We start from the raw sequence: 13,371 nt of genomic DNA on the forward strand, positions 1-13,371 counted from the left end.
CCTTCCACCATGCCCCGCTCGCTCGACGGCCTCGTCCTCGCCCCGGTGGCCGATCAGGCCCCAGGCCAGGTGGGTACGCGCACCCGCTTCACCTACCACGAGCAGGACGGGGCGATCTGGGCCGAGTACGCGGGCGGTGACGTCGTACGCGGGCATCTGGTCGGCACGCGCGCGGGGGACCGGCTCGACTTCCGTTACGTACAGCTCAAGCACGACGGGACGACCTCCTCCGGGCACTGCGTCTCGACCGTCGTGGAACTCCCCGACGGGCGGGTGCGGCTGGAGGAGACCTGGGAGTGGGAGTCGCAGGCGGGCAGCGGGACGAGCGTTGTGGAGCAGGTCACTGCGCACGACTCCTGACTGACTGATTGTCAGGTGGCTAGGGTGATCAAATGAGCGAGCAGACGCAGGCGCAGCGGCGGGTGGTCGTGGTTGGCGCGGGCATGGCGGGGGTGCAGACCGCGGTCGCCCTGCGCGAACAGGGCTTCGGAGGAACCGTCACGCTGATCGGCGCGGAGCCCCATCAGCCGTACGACCGTCCGCCGCTCTCCAAGGCCGTACTGCTGGGCAAGGCCGAGGGCTCCGCCTTCGACGTGGACTTCGAGGCTCTCGGCATCGAACTGCTGCTGGGCCGTGAGGTGCTCGGCGTGCGCCCCGAGGCGCACGAGCTGGACACCGAGGACGGCCCCTTCCCGTACGACGTCCTGGTCCTCGCCACCGGCGCCGAGCCGATCCGGCTGCCGGGCACGGAGGGCGTGCCCGGGGTGCATCTGCTGCGCACCCTGGACGACGCCGAGCGGCTGCGCCCCGTGCTCGCCCGGCAGCACGACGTCGTGGTCGTCGGCGCGGGCTGGATCGGCGCCGAGTTCGCCACCGCCGCGCGCGAGGCGGGCTGCGCGGTGACGGTCGTGGAGGCCGCCGACCGGCCCCTCGCCGGCGCGCTGCCCGCCGAGGTGGCCGCGCCGATGACCTCCTGGTACGCCGACGCGGGCGTCGAACTGCGTACCCGCGCGCGCGTGGAGCGCGTCGAGCCCGGCGCGGTCGTCCTGGACGACGGGTCCCGGGTGGCCGCGGGCGCGGTCGTGGTCGGCATCGGTGCCCGGCCCGCCACGGCCTGGCTCGCCGGTTCGGGGATCGAGCTCGGCGCCCACCGCGAGGTCGTCGCCGACGACCGGCTGCGGACCTCGGTGCCGGACGTCCACGCGGTCGGGGACTGCGCCTCCTTCCCCTCGGGCCGGTACGGCGAGCGCCTGCTGGTCCACCACTGGGACAACGCCCTCCAGGGGCCCCGCACGGTGGCCGCCGACATCCTGGGCGAGACCCCCACGGTCTACGACCCGGTCCCGTACTTCTGGTCCGAGCAGTTCGGCCGCTTCGTCCAGTACGCCGGCCACCACGCGTCCGCCGACACGACCCTGTGGCGCGGCGAGCCCTCGGGCCCCGCCTGGTCGGTGTGCTGGCTGCGGGAGAACCGCCTGGTGGCGCTCCTCGCCGTGGGCAGGCCCCGCGACCTGGCCCAGGGCCGCCGCCTGATCGAGGCCGGCGCGGAGATGGACCCGGAGCTGCTGGTGGACCCGGCGCGCCCCCTGAAGGCGGCCACGGCGTAGTCGGCGACCGGCCGCGTGGTTCCGCCGGAGCCGTTCCCCGGGCCGTCGCGCGCTCCCGCGGAGGTGTCCCGGTTCCCCCGCCGGAGGTGCCCCGGCTTCCGACTGTCAGTGCGAGATGGCACGCTTGATCCCGTGACCGAGATTGACGCAAAGATCGATGCTCTCGTCCCCGCCTGGCTCACCCTCCCCGACATCGCGGAGATCCTCGATGTCGAGGTGACGCGTGTGCGGCAGCTGGTCAAGGACGGCCAGCTCATCGCCGTACGCCGTGGTGAGAACCGCGCGCTGCACGTCCCCGCCGCCTTCATCGACGGGGCCGAGCAGAAGGTCGTCAAGGGCCTGGCCGGGACCCTGACGCTCCTGAGGGACGACGGCTTCACCGACGAAGAGATGCTGGAGTGGCTCTTCACGCCCGACGAGAGCCTGCCCGGCACCCCCGCGCAGGCCCTGAGCGAGAATCGCGGCACGGAGGTGAAGCGCCGGGCCCAGGCGCTCGCCGTCTGATCCGAACCACACCGGTGTACGGGCCGTGACCGCCGGGGCCACGGCCCCGGTCCGGCACGGCCCGTACGCCACCGAACCCGGGGGAGACACACGCATGCCCGACAGCGCCCGCACCCAGCTCGCCGACGCCCGCGTCTATCTGTGCACGGACGCCCGCGGACGCCAAGGCGACCTCGCCGAGTTCCTGGACGCGGTCCTGGCCGGCGGCGTCGACATCGTGCAGCTTCGGGACAAGGGCATGGAGGCGGCCGAGGAGCTGGAGCACCTCCAGATCCTCGCCGACGCCTGCGCGCGGCACGGCAAGCTGCTCGCGGTCAACGACCGGGCCGACGTCGCCCATGCGGCCGGCGCCGACGTACTGCACCTGGGCCAGGGCGACCTGCCCGTGCCCGCCGCCCGCGCGATCCTCGGCGACGACGTCCTCGTCGGCCGCTCCACGCACGCCGAGTCCGAGGCCGCCGCGGCCGCCGTGCAGGACGGCGTGGACTACTTCTGCACCGGTCCCTGCTGGCCCACCCCCACCAAGCCCGGCCGCCACGCTCCCGGCCTCGACCTGGTCCGGTACACCGCCGCCCTCGGCACCGACCGCCCGTGGTTCGCCATCGGCGGTATCGACCTCGGCAACCTCGACGAGGTCCTGGAGGCCGGGGCCCGCCGGGTGGTGGTCGTCCGGGCGATCACCGAGGCGGACGACCCGGGCGCGGCCGCCGCGGAGTTCGCGAAGCGCCTGCGTGACACGCGGTGACGAACCGGTGCCGGCCGGTCGCATGATCGGCCCGGTGTCCGAGGGGTGGACAACAAGTCGACAAAACGGGCAAATTTCCGTGATCTGGTTGGGTGACCGCTGCCCCCTGGCTAACCTGCCGGTATGGCCCTAGGAACCGCATCCACCAGGACTGACCGCGCACGCACCGTGCGTGACATGCTCGCCGCGGGCAAGACGACGCACTCCTTCGAGTTCTCGGCGCCGAAGACCCCCAAGGGTGAGCGGAACCTGTGGAGCGCCCTCAGGAGAGTGGAGGCGGTCGCCCCGGACTTCGTCTCCGTCACCTACGGCGCCGGCGGCTCCACCCGCGCGGGCACCGTCAAGGAGACCCAGCAGATCGTCGCGGACACCACCCTGACCCCGGTCGCCCACCTCACCGCGGTCAACCACTCCATCGCGGAGCTGCGCAACATCATCGGCCAGTACGCCGACGCCGGGATCCGCAACATCCTGGCCGTGCGCGGCGACCCGCCCGGCGACCCCATGGGCGACTGGCTCGCCCACCCGCAGGGTCTGACCTACGCCGCCGAACTCGTCCAGCTCATCAAGGAGTCGGGCGACTTCTGTGTCGGTGTCGCCGCCTTCCCGGAGATGCACCCGCGCTCGGCCGACTGGGACACCGACGTGGCGCGCTTCGTCGACAAGTGCCGCGCCGGCGCCGACTACGCCATCACCCAGATGTTCTTCCAGCCGGAGTCCTATCTGCGGCTGCGTGACCGAGTCCACGCGGCCGACTGCGAGACCCCCGTGATTCCCGAGGTCATGCCCGTGACCAGCGTGCGGATGCTGGAGCGGCTCCCGCAGCTCAGCAACGCGAGCATCCCTTCCGCCCTGGAAGAGCGGATCCTCACAGCCAAGGACGATCCGGCCGCTGTACGCTCGATCGGAATCGAGTTCGCCACGGAGTTCTGCGCACGGCTGCTGTCCGAGGGAGTGCCCGGACTGCACTTCATCACGCTCAACAACTCCACGGCGACGCTGGAAATCTACGAAAACCTGGGTCTGCACCATCGACCGCAGGCCTAGACCGGCCGCACGGATATACGACACACTGCGTAGCGGTCACTGGGAGAGGGGCGTACATGGGCTGGACGGTCCTCTACATCGCGTTCGGATTCGTCGCGCTGTGGCTGCTCGGCGAGGTGCTGCTGCAGTACAAGGCGCGACTGCGCTGGCGGCTGCTCGCCTTTGTCGGCTTCCTCGGCGTGGTCCTCGGCGTGCTGATGTCGCAGGTGATCGTCATCGGGCTGGGCGCGATCGCCTTCGCGGTCGGTCAGACCTACGTCACCCTCTCCTTCCGCCGCGGCTTCGAACAGGGCTGGGCGGTCAACCCGCCGGCCGCGCTGGGCGGTCTGACCGGCGGCAAGAAGAGCCGCCGGGAGCGCGGCAGCGAGGATCCCGCTCTGGCGGTCTCCGACCCGGAGCAGGGTGAGGCGGCCTACGGCGACGAGCTCGGATACGACCAGGGCCGCCCGGCCACCGCCGGTTACGGCCACGACGACGAGTACGACCGCGACGACGTCTTCACGCCCGCGCGCTCCGCCGCCACGGCCGCCGAGACCACCGCGGTCTACGAGCCGCAGCCCCTGCCCGACGACACCGGCTCCTACGGCGTGTACAACGACTCCGCCTACGCCGGTGACCAGTCCTACGCCGCCGCGGACCAGACCCAGGACCAGTACGCGACGGCCGCCGCCGACCAGACCTACGGCTACGACGGCTACACCGGCTACGACCAGCAGCAGTACGGCTACGACCAGGCCGGACAGCAGCAGTACGCCGCCTACTCCGACCCTTACATCGGCACCCAGACCTACGGCACGGGGTCGTACGACACCTCCTACGGCGGCCAGCAGCAGTTCGCCCAGCAGGGCTACGACCAGTACGGCGGGACGTACGGCGGGGAGACCCCGGCCGGCGGGGTGTGGGTGCCGCAGCAGCGCACCGACGAGTCCTACGGCGGCGAACTCCCGCCCGAGCAGGGCTACTACCCCGACAACGGCCAGGGGCAGCAGAACCAGGGCCAGGGCTACGACGAGCAGTACCGCTTCTGAGGCCGGGCGGCTGCCCTCACCGCTCCCTCACTGAGAGCCGCGGAACTCCGGTCCCTCCACGATCAGTCCGGCCACCAGCGCGCCCGACATGCCCGCGTGGGCGAGGCCGCCGCCGGGGTGCGACCAGCCACCGGCCGTGAACAGGCCGGGTACCGCCGTGCTGTTGGACGGGTGCAGGGTGCCTTCGCCACCGGCCAGCGAGGGCGGGGGGACGGCCCCGCCCGTGGCCCCCGTCTCCCGCTCGGTGTGCACCGGCGTCCGCACCTCACGCCACAGGATCCGCTCGCGCAGGCCCGGGACCGCCCGCTCGGCGGCGGCGACCATCCGGTCGGCGAAGGTCTCGACCACGGCAGGCGTGGCCCAGTCGTGCCCGAGTCCGCAGGGCACGGTCGCCGTCAGCACCACGGACTCGTGGTCCGCGTCGGGGCGCAGGGCAGGGTCGTCCGGCCGGTCGATCCGGACCGTGGGCTCCGGCGTCTCCCCGTGCACGAACAGGTCCAGCTCGCCCTCCGGATCGGGGCCGTACACCACCGTGCGGTGCGCGGCGCCCGGCTCCCGCGCGCCACGCAGTGCGAGGCAGACCACGACCCGGCCCGGCTGCAGGTCCTCGGCGTCGGCAGGGACGTCCTTCGGCCCGTGGAGCTCACGGCCCGGCACGAGATGGCGCAGCCGCCAGGGTCCGGTGCCGACGACGGTGTCCACCTCCACGAGCGTCCCGTCGGACAGCTCCAGGCCCGCCGCGCGGCCGTCCTTCTCCAGGACGCCCGTCACCTCCGCGCCGAAGTGGAACTCGACCTTGCGCCGGACGCACCGCTCGTACACCGCCCGCGCCAACTCCCTCATGCCGCCGCGGACATACCAGGTACCGAAGGCGTGCTCCATGTACGGCAGGACGGACGCGCTCGCCGGTGCCGAGCCGGGGTCGACGCCGTACGCGAGCGCGTGGCCGTACAGCAGGGCCGCGAGCCGGGGGTCCCGCAGCTCCCAGGCGCCGATCTCGGCCAGGGTGCAGGCGCGGCGGGTGCGCAGCAGCCGCTTGTGCGGCACGGCGGGGTAGGGCTCGCGCCCCAGCACCTGCCAGTTGGGCCACAGGGGCTCCTCCAGGAGCGGCCTGCGGGTCCTGTCCCAGGCTTCGCGGGCCCGGATGAGGAAGTCGCCCCAGCGTGCCCCCGCACCCGCGCCGAGCGCCTCGTCCAGTGCGGCGACCACGCCCGCGCGTGAGGCGTTCGGCAGGGAGACCTCGGTGCCGTCCGTGAACACGTGCCGCGACGACGGGTCGACCTGGACCAGTTCGACCAGGGACTCCAGCGGCTCCTTGCCGGTCTTGATGAACAGGTCGCGGTAGACCGCGGGGAGCGTGAGCAGCCCCGGCCCGGTGTCGAAGGCGAACCCGTCCCGCTCCAGGCGGCGCACCGCCCCGCCGTACGTCTCCGTACGCTCGTACACCGCCACCCGGTGGCCCGCGACGGCCAGCCGGGCAGCGGTCGCCATCGCGCCCATCCCGGCGCCGATCACCGCAATCCGTGCCATGCCTGCGACTTTATCGGCCGCCACTGACACTCCGGCCGCGGGCCGTCAGCCCGGTGGTCGCTCCATGCGTGCCGCCAGCTGTTTCTCCTCCCGGCGCTGGGCCCGGCGGCGCCGGAATCTGCGGATCCGGGAGATCAGGAAGAACAGCACCACCAGCCCGGCCGTCAGCAGCAGGCCCGCGATGATCGCCGCCGCCTCCGGGTGGAACATCGCGAAGGCGACGATGCCGCCGACGCCGAGATCCTCCGCCAGGCTCAGGGCGATGTTGCTGAAGGGTTCGGGGGAGGCGTTCACCGCCATGCGGGTGCCCGCCTTGACGGTGTGGCTCGCCAGCGCCGTCGAACCGCCGACCAGGCCCGCGACCACGTCGTTGAGCGAACCGCTCTGACCGGCGAGCAGCGCCCCGACCCAGGCGCCGGCGACCGGCCGGACCACGGTGTGCACGGAGTCCCACGCCGAGTCGACGTACGGGATCTTGTCGGCCACCGCCTCGCACAGGAACAGCACGCCCGCCACCACGAGGACCTCGGGGCGCTGCAGGGTCTCGGGGACGTCGTCGCTCAGCCCTGTCGCGCCGAACACGCCGAGCAGCAGCACCACCGCGTACGCGTTGACACCGCTGGCCCAGCCGCTGGTGAACACCAAGGGGAGTACGGACACGGACGCGATGGTAACCAGTCGGCCACGGCTCGTCGTGGGGGTGAGTACGGACGTCTGAGTACGCGTACCTAGTGGGTGAGTTGAGTACGCGCGCGGATGGGCCTCGACCTGCGTGGACGGGAGAGTGGAGGCACGGCGAAGGGGAACGGCTCCGGCACCGGCGACACGGGGCGCCGGAACGGAGCCGCCCCGGATCCGCTCCTTCCGCCGGCCGAGGTCGGCGGGAGCGAGGCACGGGGGAACCCGGAAAGCGGGGGAACGACCGAACGGGGGCCCAACGGGGGGACGGGGAAACGGGGGGTCGGGGGAGCAGGGGAGGCGCCGGTTCGAGGTGGCCCGCGGGGGACGCGGCCACATCGGACCGGCGCTTTCGCCTGTCAGCCCGGTGTCATCCGTTGCGCCCGCTCACCCGGCCCTGCAACAGCCGCGACAGCGCCGCGTGCACGTCGTCCAGAGAGCGCTCGGGCTGGAAGGACTGCCAGTCCAGGGCGGCCACCAGGACCATGCCGACCAGGGCGGAGGCGGTCAGCGGTACGTCGATCTCGTCGCTGAACTCGCCGTTCTCCACGCCCTCGCGCAGCACGCCCTCCACGACCGCCACCGCCTGCTGACGGACCACCATGAGCGTGGACTGCCAGGCCCTGTTGGTGCGCCACAGCTCGGCCACGTACAGCTGGGTGAAGGCCGGGTAGCGGTCGATGAAGACGAGGCCCGCGCGGATCATCGCGTCCAGGGCGTCCACCTTGCCGCCGCCCGCGCGTGCCGTCGCCTCCGCCGCCTCCCTCAAAGAGGCGGTGAGCAGGCCCACGCCGTGCCGCAGCAGTTCCTCGAAGAGGACGGACTTGCTCGCGAAGTTGTAGTAGACCGTGCCCTTCGCGACTCCGGCACGCTCGGCGATCTCGTCGACCGTGGTGGCGGAGAAGCCCTGCTCGGCGATGAGCGTGACGGCCGCCTCGTAGAGCTTCTGCCGGGTGGCCTCGCGGCGCGTACTGACGCCCGCCGTGGCGCTGCTGCTTTCCATGGTCCTGATTCTCACAGGTGAGGGCGCCCCTGAGGTCGCGGAAGGACTCACAGGGTCAGCTCCGGGTGCAGCCGGTCCAGTGTCCACACCTGCCGGCGGCGGGCCGAGAGGGCGGTCAGCGCGAGGGCGCCGGCGGTGAAGGCGAGGAGCACCACGCACGCGTGCCACACCGGAGTGAGGCCGCCGCCCGTGATGAGCCTGCGGAGGGCCTCGACGACGTAGCTCATCGGCAGGAAGGGGTGGAGCGCGTTGAAGAATCCCGGGCTGGTCTGCACGGGGTACGTGCCGCCCGCGGACGTGAGCTGGAGCATCAGGAGGGCCAGGACGAGGATCCGGCCCGCCGCTCCGAAGCGTGCGTTCAGCCACTGGACGATCGCCGCGAAGCAGGCCGTCACCAGGAACAGGAAGCCCACGGTCCCGGCCGCCCGCACCATCTGGAGGCCGATCGCCCAGTGCAGCACCGACATCAGCGCCACGACCTGGAGCACCCCGATCGCCACCACGGGCAGCCATCCCGCCAGCGCGACCCGCCAGGCCGCGGCACCGGCGGCCAGGGCACGCCGGTTCATCGGCGCGATGAGCATGTACGCCACCATCGCGCCGACCCACAGGGACAGCGGGATGAAGTACGGGGCGAATCCGGTGCCGTAGTTCGGCGCCTTGTGCAGGTCCTTGGAGACCAGCTTGACCGGGTCGGCCATCACGTCGGTGCGCCGGTCGCGGTCCTTCTTGTCGTAGTCGGGGATCTGTGAGGCACCGTCGTGCAGCCCGTCGGAGAGCTTGCCTGAGCCGTCCGCGAGCTTGTACATGCCGCCGCTCAGGGTGTCGGCCCCGGTCTTGAGCCTGCCGACCCCCTCGTCCAGGTCCTGGGCGCCGGTCCTCGCGGTGCCGAGGCCGGAGTGGAGCTTCCCGGCGCCGGCGGCGACCTGGGCGGCGCCCTGGTTCAGCTTGTTGATCTTCGCCACGGCGTCGTCGAGGTCCTCGGAGAGGTGGGGCGACCGGGCGGCCAGGGTCCGGGCCTGCTGCTGGAGGGTGGCGAGCCGGCCGTCGAGCTTCTTCAGGTCGCCGTTCTGGTCGGCGACCAGCGCGTTGACGTCGTCGGCGACCCTCGCCACGTCGGCGGCGGCCTGCTGGGCCTTCTTCAGGTCGGCGCAGGCCGGGTCCGGCAGCACCGGGTCCGTGCAGCGCGCCTTGTAGACGGAGTTCAGGGCGGTGGCGGCCCTGTGCGCGCCCTGGGCGGCCGCCGGGGCGGTCCTGACCAGGGTGCCGAGGTTGTGGCGGACGGCCCCGGCCGAGTCGGCAACGAGCCGGGCGGTGTCGCCGATGGTCTTCGCGTTGTCGTCGAGGAAGGGACCCGCCTTGTCCGCGATCCCGTTGACCCTGGCGGCGAGGCGCTGGGTGCCGTCGGCGACCTGCCGTGCGCCGTCCGCGAGCTCACCCGAGCCGGTGTCGAGCTTCGTCAGCCCGTCGGAGAGCCTGCCGCTTCCGGCCTCGGCCTGCTGAAGGCCCGTGGCGAGGTCCTGGGACCCCTTCTCCGCCTTGCCGATGCCGCCCTCGAGGTCGTCGGCCCCGTTCGCGGCCTTCACGGTGGCGCCGTGGATGTCGGAGAAGGAGATGAAGATCCGGTCCAGGAAGGACCGCGACGCCTTGGTGGACGCGGCCTGCCGCACCTCGGCGAAGACCGTCCGGGAGATCTGCCCGACGATGTAGTTGTTGGAGTCGTTCGTACGGACCTGCAGGGCGCCGGTCTCGGGGGAGTCGCCCGCGCTGGAGGCGATCCGCCGGCTGAAGTCGTCCGGCATGGTGAGCGACAGGTAGTAGGTGCCGTCCTCGACGCCCTCGCGCGCCTCGGCGGCGCCGACCTCGTGCCAGTCGAAGGTGTCGCTCTCGCGCAGCCCCTTGGTCAGGTCGTCGCCCGCGGTCAGCTTCTTCCCGTCGGCGGTGGCCCCCTTGTCGTCGTTCACGAGGGCGACGGGGATGCGGTCCAGGCGGCCGTACGGGTCCCAGAAGGACCACAGGTACAGGGCGCCGTACAGCAGCGGCAGCACCAACAGGGCCACCAGGGCGGCGCGCGGCAGTTTCCCCCTGCCGAAGCGGCGCAGTTCAAGCGCGGCCAGTCCCGGCGAACGCATCGGTGGTCTCCTCACGGGTCTCGTCCTTGTCGGCCGCCGGTCGCGTGGACACCCTCACGGCGTCCTCCGGGGCCTCGCTGCACACCGCCACGACCGTGGTCCCGGCCGCGGCGAGGGACCTGAGCAGCGCCCAGGCCTCGGTGCGTTCGGCGTCGGACAGCTTCAGGTCCAGATCGTCGACGCCGAGCAGCCGCGGCCGGCCGATCAGCGCCAGGGCGATCGACAGCCGCAGGGCTTCCAGGCGTTCCAGGTCCCGTACGGTGGTCCGCGCGCCCTTGGGCAGCGCCTCCCGGTCGAGCCCGGCGGCCGACAGCGCGGTGTCGATCCGCAGCCTCGCCTCGGCCCTGCGCTCCTCGCGCGGCCGCAGCAGGGCGCGCACCGAGTCGCCGAACCGGCTCTGCAGCAGCGCCCGTTCGCGCAGATGCTCCCCGACGGTCAGTGCCGGGTCGAGGTCGGTGACCCCGGCGACGTTGGCCGGCGCGCTGAACCGGCGCACCATCGCGAGCTGCTTCGGCAGCCGGGCCCCGCCCACGGCCGCCGTCCCCTCGGTGGCCCTCATCCGTCCGGTGAGCGCGAGCAGCAGGCTCGTACGGCCGGACCCCGAGGGTCCTTCCACGGCGATCAACGCGCCGGGCTCCGCGGCGAGGTCGATTCCGCGGAACGCCCAGCCGCGGGGCCCCTTCAGGCCGAATCCCTCGGCCGTGACAGCGACTCCGTCCACGGCCACCCCCTGATCTTCTTGAATCGCGAACTTTTTGAACTGACTGGTCAGTGCAAAAACTAACCCGAACCTTCGATCGAAGCAAAAGCGCAGGTCAGAACGGATTGTCAGTGGCATACCTCACGATGGGCACATACGGCACTCCGTAGCGCGAGCTGCCGTCAACCAGACGACAGGAGGTTCGTCATGGCCAGCTACCACGCAGCCGCCGCCCGTCGGCGCCGCGCCACCGGCCCTGCCCCCTCACTGACCGGCCCGGCGAGCGACGTGCACCCTGTGCTGCGCCGGGCGACGGCCCCGCCCGCCGCCCTCGACCTGCTCGCCCAGGCCCGCGCCGGCCTCGACGAGGCCTCGGCACTGGAGACGCCGAACGAGCGCTATGCGACGGCCCATCTCGCGGCCCTGCGCACCGCGGCCGCCGTGCTGGCCGCCCGAGGCCGCCCGGAGCCCACGCCCCGGCGCCGCGCCAAGATCCGGAGCGCCTGGGAAGTGCTCCCCGAGATAGCGCCCGAGCTCGCCGAGTGGAGCGCGCTCTTCGCCTCCGGGGCCCGGCGCCGCGCCCGTGCCGAGGCCGGCATCCAGGGCGCGGCCAGCCGCCGGGACGCGGACGACCTCATACGTGACGTGGCGATGTTCCTGCGTCTCGTCGAGCGGATGCTGGTGCTCCAGCCGGTCCTGCCGCAGCCGCGCCAGGACGCGGAGGGGCCGCAGGACGGCGGTCACGGCACCGACCGCGACTTCCCGGACGCCGGGTGACCGGCGCGCCGCGCCACGGGCCACCGAGGTCCGCCAGGGTCCGCCGTACGAGACGAGCGGCCGGGCGCGGCACCGGAGTGACCAGGTGGGGTACCGGAGGCAATAGGGTGGAGGGCGCCTGAAGCCTTCCCTTCCGCGCCGAGGAGTCAACTGTCGTGTCGGACCCGCTGCGACCCCGCGCCTCCCTCCGTACCGCCGTGGTCTGGGAGGTCCTCCAGGACGCCCTCGACCGCCGGGTCAAGGCCACGGGACGCCAGGCGCTGGACGTTCTCGACACCGGTGGCGGCAGCGGCAACTTCGCGGTGCCCGTGGCCCGGCTCGGCCACCAGGTCACCGTCGTCGACCCGAGCCCCAACGCGCTGTTCGCCCTGGAGCGCCGTGCCGCCGAGGCCGGTGTCGCCGACCGGGTGCGCGGGGTCCAGGGAGACGCCCACGGCCTCTTCGACGTGGCCGAGCGCGGCGGCTACGACGTGGTGCTGTGCCACGGCGTCCTGGAGTACGTGGACGACCCGGCCGAGGGCGTGCGCAACGTGGTGGCCGCCCTGCGCCCCGAGGGCGTCCTCAGCCTGCTCGCCGCCGGTCTCGGCGGCGCCGTGCTCGCGCGGGCCCTGGCAGGCCACTTCAAGGAGGCCCGGCAGGCCCTCGGTGACCCGGACGGCCGCTGGGGCGACGGCGACCCCGTGCCGCGCCGCTTCACCGCCGACCAGCTCACCGCGCTCGTCGAGGGCGCGGGCCTGACCGTGGGCGCTGTGCACGGCGTACGGGTCTTCGCCGACCTCGTCCCCGGGGTGCTCGTGGACACCGAGCCCGGAGCCCTGGAAGCCCTGCTGAAGCTGGAGGAGGCGGCGGCCGAGCTGGCCGCCTTCCACTCCGTGGCCACGCAGCTCCATGTGCTCGGTGAGACGAGAGAGGCCACCGAGGCCTGAGCCGCCCCTGTGCCGGAGTGCTGATCAGGTACTTGCCGGCGCATGGAGTACGCCACAGGCCCCCCGATCGCGCGCTCAGCGCCGTATGATCGAGGGAGACCGCCCGGCATGACGGGACGGCCGCTGGGGAATGACAAGATTCAGCAGCCGGAGCGTTCATGGCGGAATCCGGTTGGCCAATTGGCGCAGAGGGGCGGGTTTCACGGGGGCGATTCCCTGCCTATCCTGAAGGGACCCCCCGAGTCGCCCCGGCGACTGCACGATGAGGAGGACTCCGTGCCGCTCTCGGAGCACGAGCAGCGCATGCTCGAGCAGATGGAGCGAGCGCTGTACGCCGAAGATCCCAAGTTCGCGTCGGCGCTCGAGGGAAGCGGGCTGCGTACGTACACCCGGCGGCGGGTCTACCAGGCAGTTGCCGGCTTCCTCGTGGGTATCGCGCTCCTCATGGCCGGAATGGTCGCCAAGCAGGTGTGGCTCAGCGTGGTGGGCTTCCTCGTCATGCTGGGGTGCGCGGTGCTCGCCGTGACCGGCTGGCGCAAGGCCCCCAAGCCAGGTGAGCAACCCGCAGCGGGCGCTCCGCACGCCCGTCGCCAGGGACGCCAGAAGCGCTCGGTGATGGACCGGATCGAGCAGCGCTGGCAGCGCCGCCGCGACGAGCAGGGCGGCCAGTAACCCGGCCCCCGCATCGCGGTCG

14 protein-coding genes are annotated in these 13,371 nt (G+C 72.6%); 9 read left to right on the forward strand and 5 right to left on the reverse strand.

Going from position 1 to position 13,371, the window contains the following annotated elements:
- Positions 1-9 precede the first annotated feature (9 nt).
- The 6 genes from AQI94_RS05335 to AQI94_RS05360 all read left to right on the forward strand — a co-directional run bounded on the left by AQI94_RS05335 (position 10) and on the right by AQI94_RS05360 (position 4,931).
- The gene (locus AQI94_RS05335) at positions 10-360 is read left to right on the forward strand and encodes a hypothetical protein (RefSeq protein WP_031044487.1); all 351 of its coding nucleotides are present in this window, start codon (positions 10-12) and stop codon (positions 358-360) included.
- 32 nt (positions 361-392) lie between these two features.
- Positions 393-1,607: an NAD(P)/FAD-dependent oxidoreductase gene (locus AQI94_RS05340; RefSeq protein WP_208611832.1), complete on the forward strand. Its 1,215-nt coding sequence runs from the start codon at positions 393-395 to the stop codon at positions 1,605-1,607.
- A 132-nt stretch (positions 1,608-1,739) separates the two neighbouring features.
- A complete protein-coding gene (locus AQI94_RS05345; RefSeq protein ID WP_031059430.1) occupies positions 1,740-2,111 on the forward strand; it encodes an Rv2175c family DNA-binding protein in 372 nt (123 codons plus the stop codon).
- A gap of 94 nt (positions 2,112-2,205) precedes the next feature.
- Positions 2,206-2,856, forward strand: a complete 651-nt coding sequence (gene thiE / locus AQI94_RS05350) for a thiamine phosphate synthase (protein WP_031059429.1) — start codon at positions 2,206-2,208, stop codon at positions 2,854-2,856.
- Positions 2,857-2,979: 123 nt separating this feature from the next.
- On the forward strand, positions 2,980-3,903 hold the full coding sequence (gene metF / locus AQI94_RS05355; protein WP_051832955.1) for a methylenetetrahydrofolate reductase [NAD(P)H]: 924 nt from the start codon (positions 2,980-2,982) through the stop codon (positions 3,901-3,903).
- A 56-nt stretch (positions 3,904-3,959) separates the two neighbouring features.
- On the forward strand, positions 3,960-4,931 hold the full coding sequence (locus tag AQI94_RS05360; protein WP_031059427.1) for an SCO2102 family sporulation regulator: 972 nt from the start codon (positions 3,960-3,962) through the stop codon (positions 4,929-4,931).
- 27 nt (positions 4,932-4,958) lie between these two features.
- Here AQI94_RS05360 and AQI94_RS05365 read toward each other — a convergent pair whose 3' ends face one another.
- The 5 genes from AQI94_RS05365 to AQI94_RS05385 all read right to left on the reverse strand — a co-directional run bounded on the left by AQI94_RS05365 (position 4,959) and on the right by AQI94_RS05385 (position 10,995).
- Positions 4,959-6,461 (reverse strand): phytoene desaturase family protein, encoded by a 1,503-nt coding sequence (locus tag AQI94_RS05365; protein ID WP_031059426.1) that lies wholly within the window; start codon positions 6,459-6,461, stop codon positions 4,959-4,961.
- A 45-nt stretch (positions 6,462-6,506) separates the two neighbouring features.
- Positions 6,507-7,121: a DUF4126 domain-containing protein gene (locus AQI94_RS05370; protein WP_031059425.1), complete on the reverse strand. Its 615-nt coding sequence runs from the start codon at positions 7,119-7,121 to the stop codon at positions 6,507-6,509.
- A gap of 388 nt (positions 7,122-7,509) precedes the next feature.
- On the reverse strand, positions 7,510-8,142 hold the full coding sequence (locus AQI94_RS05375; RefSeq protein WP_031059424.1) for a TetR/AcrR family transcriptional regulator: 633 nt from the start codon (positions 8,140-8,142) through the stop codon (positions 7,510-7,512).
- A gap of 47 nt (positions 8,143-8,189) precedes the next feature.
- Complete coding sequence (locus AQI94_RS05380) at positions 8,190-10,274, reverse strand: YhgE/Pip domain-containing protein (RefSeq protein ID WP_031059423.1); 2,085 nt, start codon at positions 10,272-10,274, stop codon at positions 8,190-8,192.
- The gene (locus AQI94_RS05385; protein ID WP_037945317.1) at positions 10,246-10,995 is read right to left on the reverse strand and encodes an ATP-binding cassette domain-containing protein; all 750 of its coding nucleotides are present in this window, start codon (positions 10,993-10,995) and stop codon (positions 10,246-10,248) included. Before AQI94_RS05385 ends, AQI94_RS05380 begins: the two co-directional genes overlap by 29 nt.
- Before the next feature lie 186 nt (positions 10,996-11,181).
- Between AQI94_RS05385 and AQI94_RS05390 the strand changes: the two genes are divergently transcribed.
- The 3 genes from AQI94_RS05390 to AQI94_RS05400 all read left to right on the forward strand — a co-directional run bounded on the left by AQI94_RS05390 (position 11,182) and on the right by AQI94_RS05400 (position 13,349).
- Entirely contained in the window at positions 11,182-11,751 is a 570-nt protein-coding gene (locus tag AQI94_RS05390; RefSeq protein ID WP_031059421.1) for an SAV_6107 family HEPN domain-containing protein, read from the forward strand.
- 155 nt (positions 11,752-11,906) lie between these two features.
- Positions 11,907-12,677 (forward strand): methyltransferase, encoded by a 771-nt coding sequence (locus AQI94_RS05395; RefSeq protein ID WP_031059420.1) that lies wholly within the window; start codon positions 11,907-11,909, stop codon positions 12,675-12,677.
- A gap of 276 nt (positions 12,678-12,953) precedes the next feature.
- Complete coding sequence (locus AQI94_RS05400) at positions 12,954-13,349, forward strand: DUF3040 domain-containing protein (protein WP_031059418.1); 396 nt, start codon at positions 12,954-12,956, stop codon at positions 13,347-13,349.
- The last annotated feature ends 22 nt before the right edge of the window (positions 13,350-13,371 follow it).

This window comes from Streptomyces pseudovenezuelae, assembly GCF_001513955.1.
Classification (GTDB): Bacteria; Actinomycetota; Actinomycetes; order Streptomycetales; family Streptomycetaceae; genus Streptomyces; species Streptomyces pseudovenezuelae.